The organism is Acinetobacter sp. UBA1297 (genome assembly GCF_002307755.1).
GTDB classification, from domain to species: Bacteria; Pseudomonadota; Gammaproteobacteria; order Pseudomonadales; family Moraxellaceae; genus Acinetobacter; species Acinetobacter radioresistens.
The window spans coordinates 60,890-83,907 of record NZ_DBUF01000003.1 but is presented as its reverse complement, the minus strand read 5'-3'; the positions used below and the strand labels follow the sequence as shown (position 1 = coordinate 83,907).

21 protein-coding genes, 4 tRNA genes and 1 riboswitch are annotated in these 23,018 nt (G+C 43.3%); of the genes, 4 read left to right on the top strand and 21 right to left on the bottom strand.

The window, feature by feature from the left end:
• From B3R63_RS01190 to B3R63_RS01100, 19 genes are all read right to left on the bottom strand, one after another.
• A partial coding sequence (locus B3R63_RS01190) for a GTP-binding protein (protein WP_286728055.1) occupies nucleotides 1-406 on the bottom strand: 406 nt, incomplete at its 3' end.
• 160 nt (nucleotides 407-566) lie between these two features.
• Nucleotides 567-641, bottom strand: a tRNA-Thr gene (locus tag B3R63_RS01185).
• A 16-nt stretch (nucleotides 642-657) separates the two neighbouring features.
• A tRNA-Gly gene (locus B3R63_RS01180) sits at nucleotides 658-733 on the bottom strand.
• A gap of 37 nt (nucleotides 734-770) precedes the next feature.
• Nucleotides 771-854, bottom strand: a tRNA-Tyr gene (locus B3R63_RS01175).
• A 48-nt stretch (nucleotides 855-902) separates the two neighbouring features.
• A tRNA-Thr gene (locus B3R63_RS01170) sits at nucleotides 903-978 on the bottom strand.
• Between the two features lie 98 nt (nucleotides 979-1,076).
• On the bottom strand, nucleotides 1,077-2,570 hold the full coding sequence (gene trpE / locus B3R63_RS01165) for an anthranilate synthase component I (RefSeq protein WP_005405839.1): 1,494 nt from the start codon (nucleotides 2,568-2,570) through the stop codon (nucleotides 1,077-1,079).
• 117 nt (nucleotides 2,571-2,687) lie between these two features.
• The gene (locus tag B3R63_RS01160; RefSeq protein WP_286728054.1) at nucleotides 2,688-3,359 is read right to left on the bottom strand and encodes a phosphoglycolate phosphatase; all 672 of its coding nucleotides are present in this window, start codon (nucleotides 3,357-3,359) and stop codon (nucleotides 2,688-2,690) included.
• A gap of 56 nt (nucleotides 3,360-3,415) precedes the next feature.
• Nucleotides 3,416-4,078, bottom strand: coding sequence for an FHA domain-containing protein (locus B3R63_RS01155; RefSeq protein WP_286728053.1), 663 nt, complete (start codon nucleotides 4,076-4,078; stop codon nucleotides 3,416-3,418).
• Nucleotides 4,079-4,143: 65 nt separating this feature from the next.
• Nucleotides 4,144-6,399, bottom strand: coding sequence for a type II secretion system secretin GspD (gene gspD / locus B3R63_RS01150; RefSeq protein ID WP_248132826.1), 2,256 nt, complete (start codon nucleotides 6,397-6,399; stop codon nucleotides 4,144-4,146).
• Between the two features lie 41 nt (nucleotides 6,400-6,440).
• On the bottom strand, nucleotides 6,441-7,283 hold the full coding sequence (locus B3R63_RS01145; RefSeq protein WP_286728059.1) for a type II secretion system protein N: 843 nt from the start codon (nucleotides 7,281-7,283) through the stop codon (nucleotides 6,441-6,443).
• Nucleotides 7,283-8,026, bottom strand: coding sequence for a type II secretion system protein N (gene gspN / locus B3R63_RS01140; RefSeq protein ID WP_286728051.1), 744 nt, complete (start codon nucleotides 8,024-8,026; stop codon nucleotides 7,283-7,285). Before gspN ends, B3R63_RS01145 begins: the two co-directional genes overlap by 1 nt.
• Nucleotides 8,027-8,191: 165 nt before the next feature.
• Nucleotides 8,192-8,518, bottom strand: a complete 327-nt coding sequence (locus B3R63_RS01135) for an H-NS family nucleoid-associated regulatory protein (protein WP_005017085.1) — start codon at nucleotides 8,516-8,518, stop codon at nucleotides 8,192-8,194.
• 166 nt (nucleotides 8,519-8,684) lie between these two features.
• Nucleotides 8,685-9,122 (bottom strand): acyl-CoA thioesterase, encoded by a 438-nt coding sequence (locus tag B3R63_RS01130; RefSeq protein ID WP_286728049.1) that lies wholly within the window; start codon nucleotides 9,120-9,122, stop codon nucleotides 8,685-8,687.
• Between the two features lie 9 nt (nucleotides 9,123-9,131).
• Nucleotides 9,132-10,325 (bottom strand): heme biosynthesis protein HemY, encoded by a 1,194-nt coding sequence (locus B3R63_RS01125; protein ID WP_286728047.1) that lies wholly within the window; start codon nucleotides 10,323-10,325, stop codon nucleotides 9,132-9,134.
• Between the two features lie 9 nt (nucleotides 10,326-10,334).
• Nucleotides 10,335-11,183 (bottom strand): hypothetical protein, encoded by an 849-nt coding sequence (locus B3R63_RS01120; protein ID WP_286728046.1) that lies wholly within the window; start codon nucleotides 11,181-11,183, stop codon nucleotides 10,335-10,337.
• Nucleotides 11,180-11,962, bottom strand: coding sequence for a uroporphyrinogen-III synthase (locus tag B3R63_RS01115; RefSeq protein WP_286728045.1), 783 nt, complete (start codon nucleotides 11,960-11,962; stop codon nucleotides 11,180-11,182). Before B3R63_RS01115 ends, B3R63_RS01120 begins: the two co-directional genes overlap by 4 nt.
• A 5-nt stretch (nucleotides 11,963-11,967) precedes the next feature.
• Complete coding sequence (hemC, locus tag B3R63_RS01110; protein ID WP_034430615.1) at nucleotides 11,968-12,888, bottom strand: hydroxymethylbilane synthase; 921 nt, start codon at nucleotides 12,886-12,888, stop codon at nucleotides 11,968-11,970.
• A gap of 102 nt (nucleotides 12,889-12,990) precedes the next feature.
• Nucleotides 12,991-13,728 (bottom strand): LytR/AlgR family response regulator transcription factor, encoded by a 738-nt coding sequence (locus tag B3R63_RS01105; protein WP_005017100.1) that lies wholly within the window; start codon nucleotides 13,726-13,728, stop codon nucleotides 12,991-12,993.
• Nucleotides 13,729-13,796: 68 nt separating this feature from the next.
• A complete protein-coding gene (locus B3R63_RS01100) occupies nucleotides 13,797-14,936 on the bottom strand; it encodes a sensor histidine kinase (protein WP_286728044.1) in 1,140 nt (379 codons plus the stop codon).
• Between B3R63_RS01100 and argH the strand changes: the two genes are divergently transcribed.
• Both argH and B3R63_RS01090 read left to right on the top strand, forming a co-directional pair.
• On the top strand, nucleotides 14,927-16,360 hold the full coding sequence (gene argH / locus B3R63_RS01095; RefSeq protein ID WP_005405904.1) for an argininosuccinate lyase: 1,434 nt from the start codon (nucleotides 14,927-14,929) through the stop codon (nucleotides 16,358-16,360). The genes B3R63_RS01100 and argH overlap by 10 nt on opposite strands.
• Before the next feature lie 29 nt (nucleotides 16,361-16,389).
• Entirely contained in the window at nucleotides 16,390-16,662 is a 273-nt protein-coding gene (locus tag B3R63_RS01090; RefSeq protein WP_005022992.1) for an oxidative damage protection protein, read from the top strand.
• A gap of 529 nt (nucleotides 16,663-17,191) precedes the next feature.
• Here B3R63_RS01090 and phoU read toward each other — a convergent pair.
• Entirely contained in the window at nucleotides 17,192-17,914 is a 723-nt protein-coding gene (phoU, locus tag B3R63_RS01085) for a phosphate signaling complex protein PhoU (RefSeq protein ID WP_005017107.1), read from the bottom strand.
• 99 nt (nucleotides 17,915-18,013) lie between these two features.
• On the bottom strand, nucleotides 18,014-19,366 hold the full coding sequence (locus B3R63_RS01080; protein WP_005022991.1) for a TolC family outer membrane protein: 1,353 nt from the start codon (nucleotides 19,364-19,366) through the stop codon (nucleotides 18,014-18,016).
• 361 nt (nucleotides 19,367-19,727) lie between these two features.
• Here B3R63_RS01080 and B3R63_RS01075 point away from each other — a divergent pair, with 361 nt between their 5' ends.
• Together B3R63_RS01075 and thiC are read left to right on the top strand one after the other, a co-directional pair.
• On the top strand, nucleotides 19,728-20,792 hold the full coding sequence (locus B3R63_RS01075; protein ID WP_286728043.1) for a hypothetical protein: 1,065 nt from the start codon (nucleotides 19,728-19,730) through the stop codon (nucleotides 20,790-20,792).
• Between the two features lie 66 nt (nucleotides 20,793-20,858).
• Nucleotides 20,859-20,985, top strand: a riboswitch (TPP riboswitch).
• 89 nt (nucleotides 20,986-21,074) lie between these two features.
• On the top strand, nucleotides 21,075-22,967 hold the full coding sequence (thiC, locus tag B3R63_RS01070; protein WP_286728042.1) for a phosphomethylpyrimidine synthase ThiC: 1,893 nt from the start codon (nucleotides 21,075-21,077) through the stop codon (nucleotides 22,965-22,967).
• Nucleotides 22,968-23,018 lie beyond the last annotated feature (51 nt).

Sequence of the window (23,018 nt, the reverse complement as noted above, 5' to 3'; positions counted from 1 at the left end):
TCAGGAACACGATGATGTAAGGTACACCAACCTGACGAGAAAGCAGGATGTGTTCACGAGTCTGTGGCATTGGGCCATCAGTTGCTGCACATACAAGGATCGCGCCGTCCATCTGAGCAGCACCAGTGATCATGTTTTTAACATAGTCAGCGTGGCCCGGGCAGTCTACGTGAGCGTAGTGACGAGTTGGAGAGTCATATTCTACGTGTGAAGTATTAATGGTAATACCACGCGCTTTTTCTTCTGGTGCAGAGTCAATTGCTGCGTAATCTTTCGCTTCACCGCCGTAAGTTTTTGCACAGATTGTTGCAATCGCAGCGGTTAAAGTTGTTTTACCATGGTCAACGTGACCGATTGTGCCCACGTTTACGTGTGGCTTATTACGTTCAAACTTGGCTTTAGCCATGATGATCTTCCTCGTTTACGTCGAAACCAGCTTAAGAAAACAGCCCTGAGATAACTCAGCTCATCGACCCATTGTCTAAAAACAGACACCCAATACTTGAAAAGCAGACTTAAAAGCCTGCTTTTTAAAAACTTTGTAGAAAAATCTACTAAACTGTATCTGGAGCTCTTATCCAGATTTGAACTGGAGACCTCTCCCTTACCAAGGGAGTGCTCTACCACTGAGCTATAAGAGCGAAATTTAGCTTTAAATGGAGCGGGAGACGAGGTTCGAACTCGCGACATGCAGCTTGGAAGGCTACCGCTCTACCAACTGAGCTACTCCCGCATTGTTGGTAATTGACCACTACATTTAAAGTAAAAGTTGGTGGTGGGAGAAGGATTCGAACCTTCGAAGCTTACGCGGCAGAGTTACAGTCTGCTCCCTTTGACCGCTCGGGAATCCCACCAATCGCACTTATTTCAGTGCTTTCCTCTACAAACTTACACACTTTAGATGGTGCCGGCACACGGATTCGAACTGTGGACCTACTGATTACAAGTCAGTTGCTCTACCAACTGAGCTATGCCGGCGCTTCTTAGTGTTTCGTACGTTTCGTATCGGAACGGTGTGCAGTTTAGCAAAACTTCGCAGGCATGCAACAGTTTTTTTTAAAAAAAACCTCAAAAACTCATAAAATCAATCCGTTTGATGATAATTCAACCGCTTTGATCACTGCGCGAGCTTTTATTTGAGTTTCATTCCATTCAGATTCAGGATTCGAGTCAGCGACCAGCCCCGCTCCAGCCTGCACATAAACCTTATTTTCACGAATCACACAAGTTCGAATGGCAATCGACATATCCATTTCACCATGCCATCCCAAATAACCTACAGCCCCACCGAAAATCCCACGTTTAACTGGCTCGACTTCATCAATAATTTGCATTGCACGAATTTTAGGGGCGCCAGAAAGTGTTCCAGCCGGAAAAGTAGCTTTAAATACATCTAGTGCATCAATACCTTCACTTACTTCACCTTGCACATTTGAAACAATATGCATGACGTGTGAATAACGTTCAATAACCATGCGGTCCGTCACCTGTACCTTACCGATTTGGGAGACTCGACCGATATCGTTACGCCCCAGATCAATCAGCATTAAATGTTCGGCAATCTCTTTTTCATCAGATAAAAGGTCCTGTTCAAGCGCCAAGTCCTCTTCCTTGGTTTTACCACGCGGACGGGTTCCTGCAAGTGGCCGTACAGTTGCTATCCCATTTTCCAGACGAGAAAGAATTTCAGGCGATGAACCTACAATATGAAAGGGCTTGCCATCAGTTAAAGTTTGACCTTGTACTAAAAATAAATAAGGTGATGGATTAAGATGACGTAGTGCACGATAAACCTGCAATGCCTCTCCATCAAACTCAGATACCATACGGTGACCTGGCACTACCTGCATTACATCACCAGCCCGGATATACTCCTTAACTGTCTCAATCGACTCAAGGAATCTATCTTTCCCGGTAAGAGACTCAAAATGTGGTGGGGTGTGTGGATAAGCCTGCAAGCTGATTGGTGTATTCAGTGTCTGTTCCAGATGATCGAGTTGTAACTGCGCGCGCTGATAGGCTTCAGGATCATTGATATCTGCATGCACAATCAGAAATAGCGTATCTTTAAGATTGTCAAAAATAATGACTGTTTTTGACAGCATCATCCATATATCTGGCAAGCCCACTGGATCTGCTTGCGGCATATTATTGAGCTTGGGTTCAATATAGCGCACTGCATCATAGCCAAAATAACCGACCAGCCCTCCTGTAAAACCGGGCAATCCGGGTAACAACTGCGCATCAGGTACTTTAAACTGAGCCTGGAAGTCTCGAATAAACTGGAACGGATCATCACACAGCTGGGTGGTAAGCTGGCCATCAGCAGCTTTTACAGTGAGTTCTCCCTCATTACAAGAAAATACTACAGATTCACCCAAGCCAATCATTGAATATCTGGCCCAGTTTTCACCCCCCTCAACTGATTCAAACAGATAAGCTTGACTATGGTGTTTTAAACGCGCAAATACGGACAGCGGAGTTTCGGTATCTGCCAGGCGCTGACGGTAAACAGGGATCAGGTTATAGCCGGCATGTTTAAGTGATTCAAACTGGTTTAGGGTGGTCATACAGGGACTCTTGATTGTTTTTCGGTAAGTTAGGCATCAGGCTTTAAAGCTATGTTATGTCGCCATCGAAAAACCATACTGTCGTCCATTGTTGTATCCTTCACTTTCTAAACTTTTTCAATGATCAATTAATTCTCTTAAATCATCTACGACCTGCTGTGGAGCCGAGTCATGAATATCTTCACCATGATTATAACCATAGCTTACGACAATACAATCAACCCCTGCACGGCGCGCTGCCTCAATATCATTGCTTGAATCACCAATTAATAACGTCTGTTTCGCATTACTCTTGAGAACATCCATACAGTGCAGTAGAGGTAGAGGATGCGGTTTTTTATGTTCCAAGCTATCACCACCGACCACCAGTTTAAAATACTGGTCCAGCCTTAATTCATAGAGCAAGGCTTCAGCCAGTTTTTGTGGTTTATTGGTCACACAAGCCAAAGTAATATTTTGCCGGACGGCATAGTCAAGAAAATCAAATACCCCAGGAAATGGCTTACTGTCCACACAAATACCAGCAGCGTATACTTCTAAAAATTCTGCGTAGAGCTGCTGATGCTGACTCGGTTCAACTTCACCCAGAAGATTAAGTAATACGTCTTCACATAGTTTAGATGCACCTTTACCTACCCATCGCCGAATCTGTTGTTCTGTAACCATCGGGAGTTGCAGGGTATTTAAGCTAATATTCATCGCTCTAAACAGATCAGTGGCTGAATCTACCAGCGTTCCATCCAGATCAAACAGGATTAAATTGCGTGTTGTAAGTTGAGCAACTGTCATATTTTTTTATCCGGATAAAAAGGCATGCGAGCATGCCCATAAACGTGACTATATAATTATTTAAAGAATACCCATGCAATCACTGCCAGAATAATCAGCACGATCACTGTCATTAAGCCTACTGATGCATTTTTCTGTTGCTCTTTTTCTTCAGCAACACGTGATACAGGCTGTTCCAGTGGCACCGACTGAGGTTCCGGCTGCACTTTAGGCTGGACAGTTTCAGGAATTGGCGCTGGCTTAGGAATATCTACTCGCTGCGGCATCCCTTCACGGCTAACCGGAACTTCTGCACGTTCAGTCAGGCTCGGCATACCTTGCTCGTTCATCTGCTCTGCAGCAGTTTTTTCAACCACAACTGACTCGGTAGACTCAACCACTGGCTCCATTTCAACTTCTGGCTCATCATCCTGCACCGCATCTGCTACAGGTGCCAAAATTGAGAACTTAAGGCTGGCAAATTGTAGAATGTCACCATCTTTTAGCAAGGTTTCATGGTCAATCCTGACATTATTAACAAAAGTGCCATTGGATGAATTAAGGTCTTGTACCCAAAGTCCCTGATCTTTTAACAACAGGGCAGCATGGCGGCGGGAGATTTCCGCAGACTGTAACAATACATCAGCGTCCTGATGCCGGCCCACCAGCATGTCATGGGTAATAATACTGATTTCCTGCCCCGTAATATCACCTGTAATTGCTTGTAATTTCCAAGTCATAAACTCATCTCTTGTGATTTTTTTATATCATAACATGCCTTATTTCATGTTCCGTGCCTTGTCTGTTAAGAAGCCGGACGCAGAGTAGTTGTAGTTACTGTATTTTTAGTACGTTCTACCTCCGGTTGAGGCAAAGCTACACTACGTTGTCCAATACCAGGTTCAATCGCTACAGGAGTCGTCGTTACCACAGGAGTAACCCCCCCTGAAGAAAGCTGCTTGTACACATTAGGTTTATCAGAGGTAGCAGGAACTGGTAAACGTTGCTGATAGACATCCTCTACATTTTCAGGCAATTTGGCGAAATTCCCGTCTTTATCCATAGCCAGCTGTAAGCTATAAAGCTGATCATAACGGCGTTGCGTTAATCGGCGTACATCATTAGCATCGCCGACAATGGTCGGATGGATAAATACCAGCAGGTTTCGCTTTTCATTACTGTTGCTGTCAGACCGGAACAGGCGGCCTATGCCCGGGATAGCCCCCAAACCTGGTACAGCCTGTCGACTGTAAATAGAATTATCTGAGATTAGTCCACCGAGTACGACTGTTTGACCATGTTCAGCCAAGACTGCTGTTTTAATTGCACGTTTACTGGTAACCAAGTCTGTAGCCTGTCCTTTATTAGGCTGTACATTTGATACTTCCTGCTCCACCTCCAGCCGGACAGTACCATTTTCACCAATATGTGGAATAACTTTTAGAGTCACACCAACATCTTTACGTTCCACAGTTGTATAAGGATTTACACCATTTGCATTTGTTGTCACTGAACCGGTAACAAATGGGACATTTTGGCCGACAACGATATAAGCCTCTTCATTATCCATGGTAACAATAGAGGGTGTGGACAACAGATTAGACTTGGTATTGTCCTTTAAGGCCTGAATCAGGGCGCCATACAAACGTCGTGAGCCATCAGCACCTTCACGGTAGTCACCTAAAAGAAGTGATGAACCTCTTAAATTACTGGCTGCATTAGCAAGTGCTGAACCACCAGCCAGATAGCCAGCAGCAAGACTGGCGAGACTGCTTCCTACATTTGTAAAATTAACCAAGCCAATTCCACTGCTGATATCACCGAGTGCCCACTGTACTCCAAGCTGATCTGCATCATCACCAGCAACTTCAATGATTGCGGCTTCAATCAGAACCTGCTGGCGACGTATATCCAGTTGCTGAATTGCTGATTCGATTTCACGCATCAGCTGGGGATCAGCCTTAACCACCAGAGCATTCTGGTTAGTATCCGCAATAATGCTAACCCCATTGGCATTAAAACTACTGATCGGATTTTGCCCGGAATTAGTGTTAGCGTTGAGGTTAATACCCGGTGTAGAAATTCCAGAGCCGGTGCCGCCCTGATTATTATTGGCAGTATTATTAATCAGGTTATTAATAGAATTACTGGAACCAGAATTATTTGAATTACTGTTGCTATTTACTGCCTGCCCGGTCACTAGTCCTTGCAGGATCTCGGACAGGTTCTGGGCACTGGCATATTTCAAGCGGAATACTTTAAGTCCCCCCAGACGGTCTGCTGAGGGTACATCCAGCATCTCAATCATATGCCGGATACGTTTACGTGTTGCCGGATCGCCTTTAATCAAAATACGGTTAGTCCGGTTATCTGCCATAATTCTTACCCGTGCCCCACTAAAATCTTTAGCAGCGCCTGTTGAACTCATGGACTCCAACAGTCCAATCACTTCCTCTGCCTGACTCGACTGCAAGGTAATTGCTTCAATGTCATTTTGCCCGGTACCATCGAGATTGCGGACAATTGTTTCTAATTGCGCAATATTACTGGCACGATCAGAGACAATGAGAGCATTTGTTCCTGCTACTGCAGCAAGATGTGCAAACTGTGGCATTAATGGACGTAAAGCCGGTATCAGGTCATTGGGATTGGTATTTTCCAGCCAGATTACCCGGGTGACCACCTGATCACCACGTGCATTACGTCGTGCATCATAAGGAACACCTGAGCTTTTTACATTACTATCTGGAACCAGTTTAATAGTATTCCCTGATGGAATTGCCACTACACCGTTGACATTTAATACACCCAGGAACAGGTCATAAACTTCATTTTTATTGAGTGGCTTATTAGAGATGACCGTCACATTACCGCGGACCCGTGGATCAACTGCAAAATTTTTCCCTGTAATATCGGCGACTTCATTGATAAAAGCAGTCAGGTCTGCATCACGCAGATTAATTTTCCAGGTTTGTGCATAGGCTGCCGTGCTTATAGCAGCGATGACTGGTGCTGCAGCCACTAAAGCCCAAAGTGGACGATGATGTTGTAATAAAGCCATAGCCTGTTATTTTTCCTAACACTACTGTGAGGTATTCCCACTTAAAAACTTTGTTGGATGGTCATCACCTGATCACCACGTTTTATTTCTATTTTGACTTGCCCTTCACGTCTGGCTTGTTCAAGTAACTGAATATCACTTTGTCCCTGGCCGACAGGCTGACCGTTTAAAGACATAATCCGGTCACCTGGGCGTAAACCCAGCTTACTGCGCAGTGCAGCCGGTGTACGGCTGGTGACCTCATAACCGTTACCGGTCGAGCTTACACCCATTTCCTGCAAATATTGTTCACGGTCTTCCTGAATTTTTTGTATCGCCTGTCCTAAAGCAGATTGAGAAGAATTTGCAGGTGATGGCGAAGGAGCTGCCGAAGTGGCAGAGTCAGCAGGTGGCGCAATCGGCTGGTTCAGGCCATTTTCAATTCCTTTAAACTGAACTTCACGAGATGTACCATTGGGTTGACGCAATATCACCCGATCCCAGTAAACCTCTGCTAATTGAAATGAAGAATTAGTAATGGTTTCTCCAACCCGATAACGCTCTGCAATCTGGTCTACTTTAATTACAGCTGAGGAATAACGGCTTGGATAACCAATGACCACACCCTGCAATTCTATATTTAAACTTTCAGCAGATGTATTCGCCGCAGCACTTTGACCTGGCTCGTAAAACAGGGAAAATGAAGAAATATTTGGAACTTGTGGTTGCTGTGAGCCTAGCATGACGCGCTCAAACTGTATGCCTTGTGGCGGTGCTACCACCCACCAGAACAACGCTGCCAGCTTCCAGCAAAAGATCAGAATTAATAATGCCAGCACGAACGGTCCAGCCCGGTCCAGTTTAGACCAGAAAATATCTTGGAGTTTATTCAGATAGGTTTTCATCACCAGTTGCCCCGTAATAGAGGCTGACGGGAGCTAATCACATAGGTATCGAGTCCAGCTTTACCGTCATAAGAAGGGACATTCAAGAGTAGACGCTGGGTTAGTTGCACATCCAGCATCATGTCCGGATCAAGAACCAGATTTGCCATTTTCTGTCCACGCTGATCTTGTATATTAAAGATGAGCTTTCCACCGTCGTCTTGAATCTCTCCTTTTAAAGAGGGTATATTCATTCGGTCCTGCCGTGAGCCCAAGCTATACAGGAGTTGTCCGCCTGCCCATTGCAGCTGGCCAGTTGCATTGCTAAAGCCATCATTTTTCTGATAACGTAAATTAATATTTTGAAGCTGAATACTATTGGCTGGCCATTGCCAGTCTACTAAGGTCTTTAAGGTTTCTGGCGCTATTTGGCCCTTCATCTCTTGAATAATTATTTTTTTACCTAAACCATAGGCCACTGTACCATTTAGCTTTGTATTGGCACTATGAATTTCCAGGTCTGCTCCCAAGCGTAATAGCAATAAGTCGAGAGGCCTGGTTTTCCAGCTGACTGATCCACGCAGTTTATCTTTATGCCAGTCTGCCTGGCCCTGCCAGATATTACCGCTGACATTTTGCAAGGTTTGATTATCTTTTGAAAATTTTGAAATAATCCAGGCAGCAGGTATCTGTAACACTACAAATAATAAAAACGCCAGGACTGCAAATATCCACCACGTTAATTGCTTCGCTCTTTTATTCATTCAGCAATAACCAACATTTAATTTTTTTCCTATAACTATATTTCTCCCCTGCGTCCCATTATGCATAATTTTTCTACCTCGCCAATTCACTGCTATAAAAAAACCAAGCATTCATGCTTGGCTTTTTTAACATTCTAAGGCAGTCGAATGACAGTTCGATGAAACTTAGATCAGAAAATCTTCAAGTTTTGCACCTTTTTCAAGGGCTGCTACTAACCAGCGTGGCTGCTTACCACGTCCTGTCCAAGTTTCTTCAGGATTTTCAGTATTACGATAACGTGGCTCTACTGATTTACGTGTTGTTTTCTTGCGCTTTTGCGCTCCAAATTCTAGCAACTGTTCAATAGTCAGACCCACATTTTCAGCAATTTCTAAAACCTGTTCATAAGCTTCATCTACTGCTTGATCTTTTTTGCTGGCGATTAATGCTTCGGCTTCAAGCTGTAATCTTTTGAGATCTTCTACCGAAAGTTCACTAATATCTGGCTTCATTAATATTGGCTCCGCAACACAAGTTAATCATATTTATTTGAATTAATATTCAAACTCATATTATGTATTTTAAATACAATTATCAAGACTATTTAATTAAATTAATAACAATAACTCAACATAGCCAAATTAATATGAAATAAGAGGTTTTATTTAATAAAACTAATCATCGGTTATTTAAATCATGCTTAACAGTTTTTTCAATCTTAATGATTTTTTCTCTTATTATTTCAGGAATGAGTGTCTTTTGTATATTCTCTTTATCTACGCAAACAATTACTGCTTCTCCTAAAGCGACATTTTGTTGTTGGGCACTACTCCATATCAGGTAATTCATGCGAAAGGCACTATTCCTAATCTCTTCAACCCTGACGCCAATTTTCAACTGATCTGGATAAAATACCGGTTTAAGGTATTTACACTGGCTTGAAGCCACAACAGTATTAATATCAAGCTTGAATATATTCAAGCTATCAAGATAACAAATACGGGCACTTTCTATATAACGGTAATAAATTACATTATTGACATGCCCAAATGCATCCATATCTCCCCAAGCAACATTCTGTTCATAAATTACTGGGTAATCTGTTAACTTGGTCATATTAATTCCTTAAATCTTTAACTGCATAAAATTAGCGTCATTTTCAAAAACCAGATTTAATTGCTGAATTAAATCCTCATTTCCTTTAAATACTGTTTTGATCCTTAAATAAATCATCAATATATTATCTGGATAGAGCTCAAGTAACTGCTCTGCTTCCTGTACGCGGTCAGTTGCTTGATATATGTGCCATTTTGCAAAAGTTAATATAGGGATACTTGGGTACTTGTTTTCTAAAAATAAAATACGCTGCCCGACATATTCATAGTCAGGATTCTGCTTAAGTAATTGTTGCTGAAACCATAAATAGAAAACATCTTGATCAAAATTATCAGCCAGCAGTAAATTGGCTAGTGATTCATGCTGCAGACTCATTTCAGGCATACGTGCCAGTAACTTAAGCCATAGGATCTGAATGTCACGTGTACGGTTCTGTATCTGACCTGCCATGTCCAGATAACGTTGCTGCAATGCCTGCAGATCATCAAGAGTTGCTTGGTCAAACTGGCCCAGCAGCTGCTGTAGCCACTGTTCTTTATAGTCGTGACTTAAGTGACCATATTTGCTGGAGCGCAAGTAGAGCCATGGATACTGAACTGCGAATTCCCCCCAGAGCTCATTAATCCTGTATTGATAGGCACTTTCCACTTGTTGTAACCAGGGAGACAAAGCATGTTGACTCAGAAATTCAAGATGAGTTAATGCCTGCTCAGGATCTTGCTGATGCAAAAAGATTTCAATCCGTTGTAGCTCTGCCAGTTCAAATGCATGGGGAGATGCCTGATTCAAGCTTTTCAATGCAAGGTCTGTCTCAGCATTACTTAAGAATAAGCGTGATTCAATCATTCCTCTTAATAGACCTGATTGAGAAAAGACCCTTTGAATAAATAACTGCTGGTCCCGTTCCGCTTGTAACAGCCAAATCACTCCCAACTGCTCGTAAGGATGTAAGGTTTTGAAGTCAAGTACAGTTTCTGTTTTACGCTGTTCCCGAGTCAGATAACGTTTTAGTTGTAGCCAGACCAGCTGGATAATCAAACCGAATATTGCCAGTAAAGCTAGCCATATCCATAAATTGGTCTGCATTTGCCAGTTGCGCCATTGCACATAAACATAACCGGCACCGTAGCCATAACTTAGTACACTTAATAAGGCCAAAACCAGTAAGCTAACCAGTGTATAAGCAAGAAAAATCTGTTTCATACTGCCCCCTTAACCCAGTAATGTCATAGCACCAAGTTTCGGATTTGGTATGACTGGCAGATACTTCATATTCATTAAACGTTTTTTTAACTGCTGGCTGTCATAGTCGGGTAGCTGATTCAGCTGTTTAATTACATCATCCAGGCCCTGCTGGTATTCTGCATATTGCCCCTGCATAAGTGACTGTCTTACCAGTAACAGCCTTAGTTGTACCTCTTTGAGAACCAGTTGCCGATTCATCAATATAGCTCCTGGACGCTGAACCGGTTCAATCTGCAACCAGCGCTGCCAGAAATGTTGTGGCTGATTCTTGGCAGGACTTAAATTATTTTGCTGTATGGCCTGCTTCAGTAACTGGTCAGTTTCTAACAACAGTGCATCTAAAGATTCTTGTTGCCGAGTTTTAGCCTGCACGAACTGTTGAATCGCTAACTGATCTGCATGAATCGCCTGATGTAGACTTTGTTTGAGTTCAGATGCCAGTGCATAGCCATGTAAATCACGATCCAGTTCTGATAATTTTTCCAGCGCATACACATACTGCTGCTGCCGGACAGCAAACTGAACCAGCTCTAAACGTTCACCAATTAATGCGACCGGGCTAAATTCTGCCAAAACGGCCGGACTTGACTGCTGCTGGGGAGACTGAGAAGGGCTAGTGGACGTGGCTACTGCTATCTGGCTAATCTGGCGCTGCAGAGCTACTACCTGGTCGTTGAGGCTTGCATTGAGCTGCTCAGTTCGATGCAAACTGGCTTCTACTTCCGGTAATTGGCGGGAAACCTGAAACAGGTCATAACTAATTTTTGCCAACCAAGCCAACGCCAGAATGATTATACAGAATAAAAACTTTCTCATAATTTCCCTTGCAACTCTGCAATATACTGGAGTATGACCTCAGGTTTTAAATATTCTATTTTTGAAACCTGAAATTTGGCCTGATGCTGGATTTTATAACCGTGTATCAACTGATATAAACGTTCTCCCAGCACCAGATAATGACATAGCTGCAAAACAGACTGCTGATTCTGGCATAAATCCAGCCAGTTAGACCAGCTGGCTTCACTAGTAATAGGCACCAGCACCTGATTTTCGTATTGTATAATCTGTGCTGCAACTTTAGAAAAATCATGAATGCTTTGTGTCGGACAGGACCGCTCGTATAAAATAAAGTTCAAAACCTTTATTCCCTGCTGATGCAGATTTTGCATCATAAACTGGCGCCCCCCTTCTCCACGCCAGAATGCTACACTGTGCAGGTCATTAAATTGTCTGAATACATCAAGCTCAAGCATCCCCTCTGAAGTCTCAAGTTTAGGGACCTGACTGGAAATACCGTAATGCTTCAGGTGTTCAGCTGTGGTTTGGCCTACCGCTATCCATTGTAATTGTCTTAAATCGTTCAGGCTGATGCCACTTTGCTGAAGATACTGCATCCCAATATCTGCTGCTGCAGGACTCACTACTACAATTACCTGACAGAATGGCAGACTCTGATAGAGCTGTTGTAGCTGGAGTGAGTAAGCAGTTGGTATCAGTTCAAGTAAAGGCAACTCAAGTACTTGATGACCTGCTTGCAGTAAGGCAAGACTTAATGCCTGACTGCGTTCTTGCGGGCGGGTATTAATAAATAGCATAAAACTTACTTATAAAGGGCTTTCAACAGCTCGCCAGCACCTTGTGACAATAAATTTTCTGCCAATTCGATCCCCAACTGTTCAGCATGTTCCGGCTGTCCTGAAACTTGAGATGAAAGTAATATTAAACCATCCACACTTCCTACACGGCCTTCAAGCTGGAGCTGGCCATTTTCCAGAGTCGCGTAAGCAGCAATCGGAACCTGACATCCTCCTTCCAAATGACTATTAAATGCTCTTTCTGCCCGTACACATATACTTGTCTGCTCATGCTGAAGTGGAGAAATCAGATCAAGTATGGCCTGATCATCTGTACGGCATTCTAGTCCCAGCGCACCTTGGCCAACAGCGGGCAGACTTAATTCCGGAGACAGGGTATGTTTAATGCGCTCACTCAATCCCAGACGTTTCAAACCAGCACTAGCCAGAATAATCGCATCATATTCACCTGCATCAAGTTTAGACAGACGGGTACCCACGTTACCACGTAAATCAAGAATATTCAGATCTGGACGGGCTTTCAAAATCTGGGTTTTACGGCGTAAACTTGACGTCCCGACTGTTGCCCCCTTTGGTAACTGCTCAAAGCCTTCAAAACGATTTGAAACAAAAGCATCACATGGATCTTCACGTTCACAGATCACAGGTAACGATAACCCTGTTGGCAAATGCATAGGCACATCTTTCATTGAGTGCACTGCCAAATCAGCACGTCCATCCAGCAAGGCAGCTTCAAGTTCTTTTACAAACAGGCCCTTACCCCCAATTTTTGCCAGAGGAGTATCAAGAATCTTATCGCCCTGGGTTACAAACGTGACCAGTTCTACCGTCAAGCCAGGGTGAAGTTCCTGCAAACAGGCACGAATATGTTCAGCTTGCCAGAGCGCTAGAGGGCTTTTACGGGTTGCAATTTTTAAGGTCATCATCATAATTCAGGCGTTAAAAAGTCCCTTTAAACTTAACGTGATCCCCTAAAAATGCAAGTAAATTATCGTCCAAAGCCGATAAAACCGTCCTATTTTAGTTCTTTAAAGCTTTTGTATCCGCTCACGCAGACCAGGTAAATGGCGACGGCTTACGGCCAGCCGCTCGTCAAGTTCACGGCAGCGCACCTGATACTGTCCGGAAGTCACAACCTCAAGCCCATCCAGATAGTCAACAGATACCAGTGCATTACGATGGATCCGGATAAACTTCTCCGAAAATTCCTGTTCAAGTTCTTTTAAGGTCTCATCAATCAAAATGCTGCCATGTTTATGACGTACTGTGACATATTTCTGATCAGCTAAGAAATAGTAAATGTTCTCCACAGGCACCAGCTCAACACCCCGATAACTTTTTGCAGTAATTTGCTGGCGCTGTAATTTTGCCGTATCTATATCTTTCTGCTTCAGGCCCGACATTTGTGCCTGGTTCAAACGGGTCAGCCTGTCCAGAACCTGCTGCAGCTCACTGACCTCTATGGGCTTAAGCAGATAACCTTCCGCACTTGATTTAAAAGCTTCCAATGCATGATCTTCATAAGCCGTACAAAAGACAATCGCCGGCATAAGGTCCAGCTGGTTTAGCTGTTCAGCACATTGCAAACCATCCATTTCCGGCATTTGAATATCAAGCAATACAACATCAGGCTGATACTGCTGGACCAGTTCAATCGTATGCTGACCACTTGATGTTGTAGCGACTACATGGTGCCCGAGCTGGGTAACCAGACGAGATAAGCGTTCGACGGCCAATGGCTCATCATCACAAATCAGGATATCCATTTTTTCTCCTTGTCTAGACCAACTTCATTTAATTTATATATGTTGATCTGGACTCTGGTTTTATTCTTTTATTTATAATGGTACTGCACGATAGTGGTATAAATCCCCTCACCGGCAAAAGTTTGAAACTGTACAGACTGTCCAAAATAGGCCTGTAACCGCTCCCGTACACTTTCTATAGCAATACCATGACCTTTACGTAATGTTATTTTATCTAAAGAGTAAGGATTGGTAATGACTATAGTAACTTGATTTTGAAGTATTTCAACCAGTATACCGATGGTACCTTGAGTATAGACACTTTCAACTCCATGGAAAATACTATTTTCAATCAAAGGCTGTAAGGTCAGAAGTGGAATATAAACCTGATTTAAAGAGTGAGTATTTTCTATTTTCCACTCTACCTGGAGCCGTTCACCCAGACGCATCTGCTCAATTGAAAGGTAATGCCGGCACAAATCAATTTCCTGCTGTAAGCTGACCAGCTTGAGGTCTTGCAGGCTGGCACGAAAAAGTTTGGACAAGCTGATCAGCATTGTTTCAGCCCTGTCAGGGTCTGTACTGATGAGACTTACTACACTATTTATACTATTAAATAAAAAATGCGGATGAATACGTGCCTGCATGGCCTGTATATGGGCATTTAATCCACTACTTTGCTGTCTGAACCATTGTTCCCGCATATACAGATAACGTAGAAAGATAACTCCCATCAATATCCCAAAACTGAGATTTAAACCTATATCTTTAAATGAAATATCGGAATCTATTCCCGTCCAGCTCAAATGACTGCCCCAATAGTTCAGCATATTCAGACTGAAGGTAGATACCAGAACAATGCACTGAAGTAGCAGAAAACCGAACAGTAAGGCATAAAAATGGCTGAGCTGTCTGAACTGGTTTTGCCAGGTATCTACCAAAGCAGTAAAACACAATACTACCCATTGAATAAAAAAAATGTACTGTGCCAATTGGTCAAGCTGAAGGTTTTGCCATGTCCCCGCTTTTGCCAGAATAAGGATCAGTGACAACAGCGTACTGACCAGAAATAATTCGATTAGATATTGCCAGCGTCCACGCTTTGTAAAAGAATATAAATTATTCCGGTTATTTATTGATGGTATTGTGGAATTATCACGCTGTGCTTCGGCAAGCGCTGTTGAATTTGCTATACTCTTTTTTATTTTGCTGAGCCGACATGACCACATCTTCTCATTCCTCCAATACGCCTGCCCAGAATCAGACTTCCGGTATGTGGGGCGGCCGTTTTTCCGAAGCTACCGATGCTTTTGTGGCTGAATTTACCGCATCTGTACAATTTGACCAACGTTTTTATAAACAGGATATTGCCGGTTCAATTGCTCATGCGACCATGCTTGCCAAAGTAGGGGTACTGACCGAACAGGAACGTGATGACATTATTGAAGGTCTGACTGCCATTAAAGCAGATATTGAGGCAGGAAATTTTGAGTGGCGCATTGACCTTGAAGATGTACATATGAACATCGAGTCACGCCTGACCCAGCGTATCGGCATTACAGGTAAAAAACTGCATACCGGCCGTAGCCGTAATGACCAGGTCGCAACTGATATCCGTCTTTATGTCCGTGATGAAATTGATGCCATTTTAGATCTACTGGAAAAATTACAAAAAGGCATTTTGGGTTTGGCGGCTAAAAATACCCAAACCATCATGCCCGGTTTTACCCATCTACAAACCGCACAGCCTGTGACTTTTGGTCATCATTTATTGGCCTGGTTTGAAATGCTGGTTCGTGACTCTGAACGTCTTATTGACTGCCGCAAGCGCGTTAATCGCATGCCATTAGGTTCTGCGGCACTTGCTGGTACAACTTATCCAATTGACCGTGCCTATACGGCTGAACTTTTGGGTTTTGAAGCAGTTGCTGAAAACTCGTTAGATGCCGTATCGGATCGTGACTTTGCGATTGAATTTAATGCTGCTGCATCTTTAATCATGATGCATTTATCACGCATGTCCGAAGAACTGATTCTATGGACTTCAGCGCAGTTCAAATTCGTCAATATCCCGGATCGTTTCTGTACGGGTTCTTCAATCATGCCGCAAAAGAAAAATCCCGATGTTCCTGAACTGGTACGTGGTAAAACCGGTCGTGTCTACGGCGACCTGATGAGCCTGTTGACCCTAATGAAAGGTCAACCACTGGCCTATAACAAGGACAATCAGGAAGATAAAGAGCCACTATTTGATGCGATTGATACCGTACGTGGTTCATTGATGGCATTTGCTGACATGATTCCAGCTCTGGTACCCAATATCGATATCATGCGTGAAGCAGCCCTTCGCGGTTTTTCTACTGCAACAGACCTTGCAGACTACCTGGTAAAAAATGGAGTCGCTTTTCGCGATGCACATGAAATCGTAGGTAAAGCAGTGGCTCTGGGCGTTCAGGAAGGTAAAGACTTGTCTGAACTTAGCCTTGAGCAGCTTCAGCAGTTCTCTGACCTGATTCAGGCAGATGTCTTTGAAAAAGCACTAACTCTGGAAGCTTCAGTAAATGCGCGTAACCATATTGGCGGTACGGCCCCGGCTCAAGTGGAAGCAGCTATTGATCGTGCCCATGCGCGTTTAGAAAAACTTTATGCTTAAACGCTATATCTTAACTTTGGAGTATTGATATGTCTCGACAGGTGTTTTGCCGTAAATATCAAAAAGAAATGGAAGGGTTAGAATTTGCACCCTTCCCCGGCGCTAGAGGTCAGGAACTATTTGACACGGTTTCTAAACAGGCCTGGCAGGAATGGTTACAGCATCAGACCACCCTCATTAATGAAAAACGCTTGAATGTATTTGAGCCCGACGCAAAAAAATTTCTTGAAGAGCAACGTGAAAAATTTTTCAGTAATGATGCGAGTGTAGAAAAAGCTGAGGGCTGGAAACCTGAAAATTAATCTTTGTCTTGATCCACTTTAGAGTGGGTCAAGACATTGCTGTTCAATTTATACTTTTAATAAATAAAGACAAAGCTTATTTTTAAAGCAATTAATTACACTATATTAACTTAATTTACATGCCCTTCACATCAAAACACATGAACTATAATGAGTAATAAACCTGAACTTCTTATACTGATTTTAAGAAAACTTATATAAAGCTCTGATGAATTCTGCATAAGTGAAATTTTGAATGAGCTCCTCTTTCGTTCCCAGATTTCCCCCAAAGTCTGGGACTTTTTTTATTCTATATTTAATTTTTTGCTTACTCTTGTATAAGCTTTAGCTTACAGTGATATAAGATTTTTACTTATACGATATTTACTTAACTCCATTAGACTAAAGTTGTAGCCAAGCAGGAAGCTAGGTGAGCATAGAAAAATAATTAAAAATTGCAATGGGTACAGGATGTGATGATTTTTCCTTACTCTTTACTCAAAGGCCCGGGAAACTTTCCCCGGGCCTTTTCACTTTTTAAAACGTCTGTTTAGCGGCGTTGTACGTGTTCTTCAATTTCATCCAGGCTGGTATGACGTACATCAAGTCCTTTTGCAATATAAATTACTTGTTCCGAAATATTACGGGCATGATCACCAATACGTTCAAGTGAGCGCAATACCCACATCACGTTCAGTACCCGGGAAATATGGCGTGGATCTTCAATCATATAAGTCATCAGAGTACGGGTGGCTGACTGGTATTCACGATCGATATCGGCATCGGCTAAAAGTACTTTAAGCGCCTGCTCAGCATCGACTCGAGCAAAAGCATCCAGTGCATCATGAATCATAACCCGCACCTGATTGCCAATATGCCGGGTTTCCATATAACCCCGTGGCGATCCGCCTTCTTCACATAAGTTTTGGGCAATACGGGCAATTTTTGCGGCTTCGTCTCCAATCCGTTCCAGGTCAGTATTTGCTTTACTCATCGCGATCACCATACGCAGGTCAATCGCAGCCGGATGACGGCGTGCCAGAATCAGGGTTAACCCTTCATCAATTTCCCGTTCATAACGGTTTACTACGTTATCCTGAAACTGTACGTCGATAGCCATATTGGTATCTGTATCCAGCAAAGCCCGTATTGCATTGGCCACCTGCTGCTCGACCAGACCACCCATAGTCATAAATTTAGTCGTAACACCTTGCAGTTCTTCATTAAACTGTGAAGAAATATGGTGACTTAATACAGGATTATTCAAGCTCAAGATAAAGACTCCAGCCAGCTAAAAAGAAAATTCTGATGCATCTTGTATTAAAGCATAGCTATGATGAAACTTTAATGACAGTTCATTTATGAATAGCTGTCAAAACTTTTCAACCAGCCAGCTGTTCATTTCCTGCAAATCCTGTTCATTGAGCTGACCTGCGGCGGCTTTTAAACGCAATATATTAATCAGATGATCATACTGTGCATTTACATAATCCTGCCGGGCAGAAAAAGCATTACGCTGAGCCAGCAATACATCTACTATAGTTTTTAAACCTTCATTATATTGAGCACGTGAAGCGCGTGATACCAGCTCGGATGATTGCATCGCGGCCTTACGGGCCTCTAATTTATTCTGGTCAGTTTGAACCTGCAGGTAGGCCTGTTTGGCATCAGTTGTACTTTTACGGACAGCAGCTTCCAGCTCTGCTTCAGCACGCCGGATATCGACTGTAGCCTTTCGTATATTTTGTTGTGTGCGTCCCCCATTAAAAAGATTCCAGTTCATTTCCACGCCAATCTGGTCAAACTGACCATCACCAGAGATAAGTGTTTCCGGTGACTGTTTGGTATAGCCATAGGTAGCTACTGCTTCAAGCTGCGGATATAAGGCTGCCCGTTCAATCCGGCGTTGGTCATCATTATATTTTTGTTGCAAACGTGCCTGCTGTACTGAAAGATTCTGATTTTGTGCCAAGGTAGTCCATTCTTGCAAATTAGCCGGATAAGGTTGCTGATAGCTAAAATTTTCTTGAAGCACCGCCAGACTTTCCTGATATGGCCCAATTAGTTGTGCCAGCTGTTCCTGCGCCAGAAGCAACTGTACATTACTTGAAATCCGGTTGGCCCGGGCATTTTGGTACTGGGCATTGGCTTCACTGACATCACTACGGGCAACCAGTCCTTCACGTAACTTGGCGTTCATCATTTCCAGCTGCTCTAATAATGCTTTCTCTTCCTGTAAATGAGAGCTGGTCAGTGTCTGCTGACGTAAGACATTAAAATAACTCTCAGCCACATTGAGAATATGGTCCTGCTGGCGCTGGCGTAACTGTACTTCACTCAGCAGTACGGAGGTTTGTACCTGTTTATAACCCTCCCAGGCATCTTTACGGAATAAGGGCTGACGTGCCGTAATCGAAATTTGCTTCGTGGTAGAGGTCGAGGACATTAAGGCATCACCAAAATTTTCAAAACCTGGAATGGTCACACTATTGCTTTGGTCACTTCCCTGATGTTTACGGGTAATATTACCGCTGACACTGACTGTCGGCAAAAAATTAGTACGCGCAATACCCAGATTAAGCTGATCTGCCTGATACTGGTAAAGATTAGCCTGCCAGCTTGGGTCTGACTGTTTGGCACGCTGATAAGCCTCTACCAGATCAAGTGCATAAAGCTGTGAACTTGTAGTTAGAAAAAACAGGCTCAGGAAAATTTTTTTCTTCATTTTTTTAAATGCCCATCTACACCGCAAAAAACCGAACTATCTTTTTCAGGACAGTTTTCAGGTATGCCATATTACTCATGAATAGCCAAGTTTAAGTATGATTTTTATTAAATTTTCCCAGTTCTTGACTTCAGGCAGTTTCAATAGGGTAAGAATATAGTAAAATCCAGCTATCTTGCCTAAATCCATACTACATATTGCTTACAAATAATTTAAACAATACTACAGCTTTTACTGAGTTTTTAAAGATAATCATCATCAACCATATTCTGCTAGTTTGCTCGCTCTTAGTACGCTGTTGTCTTGCTCACGCATCATACAACCTGAGTCAAGTAGTCCCCCGCCTTGGAGGAAAAAACGTATGAAGCCTCTTGCTTATCTTTCTCTATCCCTGCTGGTGTTAGCTATGGCTGGCTGCCAGAAGCCCGAAATGGAGAAAACAGCCAAGCAAGAAACGCCGCCTCCTACCCGTATTGCTCCACAACAGGATGATACCCGCTGCCTGAACCTGGCAGAACAGATGCAGAAAATTAATTCGGAAAGTACAGTAGAGGCCTTAGATCAAGTCAATGCACAAATTAAAACCTGTTTGCCACAGCTAAAATTTGAACAGCAAAAACAGATTCTCAAAGCTTCGAATGCCATGTATCAGCGCTTTTTGACAGTTAAGCGTACTCCTGAACAGCAGACGGCATTTGAAGACTATGCTTTTAACCAGTCCCCTCATCCGACGTTACAGCAGAGTTATACCGAAAAATTTTCACCGCGTGATCAGTACCTGCTCAAGCATCAGGGCAAAGTATATTATGAGCTATATGATGGTGGAGAAGGCATGTTCAGTTATCGCCGCCAGCCACAATATCTGGCACAGATTTTTGCCCCCTATTTACCGACTGCCGAGCGAATCTTTATTGAAAAACTGGCTAGCCAGAACCAGCAGAGTCCTCTGCGTGATGGCGCACTGACAATTTCTTGGGATGAAATCGCACAGCGTGCCCAGTTCTGGGAAAGCTATGTCAAGCAATATCCGAATAGCAGCTTTATAGATGATGCCAGACTGCTGCTTTCACTTTATACCTCATTCCTGTTTAAAGGTATGAATAATACCCCAATCTCTGATACATATACTGGTGAGCTTTCTATACGGCCAGATGCACTGACTGTGATTCAGCAAGTTGCTAAACAGCGCGACTCGGAACTGGCCGTACAGGCCAAACGCTTTTTAGAATTTGTAGAGATGTCACCCGCCCAGCGTAATCAGAAAATAAAAGTTCAGCTGACTGCACCGGAACGTCTTTCAGGACAGGAAAATATTTTGACCTTACGGCAGCTGGAAAAATATGTTCAGTTACGTGACCCGTATGCCAACTCCCCACGTGACCAATATCGTGACTGTTTTAGTGATGCTGTCTGTATAAGTTATTAAGACCAAAGAACTACATTGTTACTTCAAGCATGGCTGTTCATTCTGAAAATCCATGCTAAGATCTTTACATGCTTGACGGAGCGCGAGTAATTACTCGCTGAGATCATGTAATTCCTTTTTTCAGGAATTGATCATGAGTACCGTTGAACCTGATCAGGTTAAGACCTGCGTAGGAATCAAGCCATCTAAAAACTGAAGCTCTTCTTTTATTCTTACAGAATAAATCTGCCACCGTTTTTGGTCGTGCTTGATTCGTTGATATCATTCATAAGGATCATGTACATGAACCAGTTAACGAATCATTCTTCTTTACCCTTATCCAGTCAGCATGAGCAAGAAGCCAAAGATCTGACCCGTATTTTGCCTGCTTCAAGAAAAGTCTATATACAGGGTTCACGTCCCGACATTCAGGTTCCCATGCGTGAAATCAGTCTGACCGACACCCCAACCGGTCTAGGCGGTGAACACAACCCACCAGTTATGGTCTACGATACATCGGGTGTTTATACCGATCCGAGAATCAAGATTGACCTGAAGCAGGGCCTGCCAGATGTACGTAAACGATGGATTGAAGAGCGTGCGGACACCGAAGTCCTGAATCAGCTTTCTTCAGAGTTCGGACAGGCGCGCTTAAAAGATATTACTACTGCCGAAATCCGCTTTGCCCATATCTCACAGCCCCGTCGTGCCAAAGCAGGTAAAAATGTTACCCAGATGCACTATGCAAAACAGGGCATTATTACGCCAGAAATGGAATATATTGCCATTCGTGAAAATCAGCGCCAGTGTCACGGCGTTGACACCCGACAGCATAGTGGCCAGAACTTCGGTGCACAGAATTTACGTGAAATCACTCCAGAATTTGTACGTCAGGAGGTAGCAGTAGGCCGGGCCATTATTCCTGCCAATATTAATCATCCAGAAATTGAACCGATGATCATCGGTCGTAACTTTCTGGTCAAAATTAATGCCAATATCGGAAATTCGGCTCTGGGCTCATCAATTGATGAAGAAGTTTCTAAAATGACATGGGCAACCCGCTGGGGCGCCGATACCATTATGGATCTGTCGACTGGTAAAAACATACATGAAACCCGAGAATGGATTATCCGTAACTCACCGGTACCGATTGGAACTGTTCCAATTTATCAGGCGCTGGAAAAAGTAAATGGAGTAGCCGAAGACCTGACTTGGGAAATTTTTAAAGATACCTTGATTGAACAGGCTGAACAGGGTGTAGATTACTTTACTATTCATGCTGGCGTATTACTGCGATATGTTCCACTGACTGCTCAGCGTCTGACCGGTATTGTATCGCGTGGTGGCTCGATTATGGCACAGTGGTGCCTGGCCCATCATCAGGAAAATTTTCTGTATACCCATTTCGATGAAATCTGTGAAATCATGAAAGCCTATGATGTTTCTTTCAGTCTGGGAGATGGCTTGCGTCCGGGGTGTATTCAGGATGCCAATGATGAAGCGCAGTTTAATGAACTACGAACTCTAGGCGAGCTGACTCAACGTGCCTGGGAGCATGATGTGCAGGTCATGATTGAAGGCCCGGGTCATGTACCTATGCATATGATCAAGGAAAACATGGATTTGCAGCTTGAAGTATGTAAGGAGGCGCCATTTTATACATTAGGGCCGCTGACTACCGATATTGCTCCGGGATATGACCATATTACCTCGGCTATTGGAGCTGCCATGATTGGCTGGTACGGTACTGCCATGTTGTGTTATGTCACGCCAAAAGAACACTTGGGGCTTCCAAATAAAAAAGATGTAAAAGACGGGATTATCACTTACAAGATTGCAGCGCATGCAGCAGATCTGGCTAAAGGCCATCCCGGAGCCCAAGTGCGTGATAACGCTCTGTCCAAAGCCCGCTTTGAATTTCGCTGGGATGACCAGTTTAATCTGAGTCTGGACCCTGATACAGCCCGCAGTATGCATGACGAAACCCTACCCAAAGAGGCACATAAATCAGCTCATTTCTGCTCAATGTGTGGTCCAAAATTCTGCTCAATGAAAATTACCCAGAATGTCCGGGATTATGCCCAGAATCAGGCAAAGAACCAGGAACTCGAAATAGCACAGCAGGTAGAAGAAGGCTTTGAAACGATGAAGGCGGCTTACCATGAGGCAGGCCAGAAGCTTTATCATAAAGTCTAAATTTCTAAAAAAACATTTGAGTACGTCTTAATCTCAGTTAGGATGAAGTAA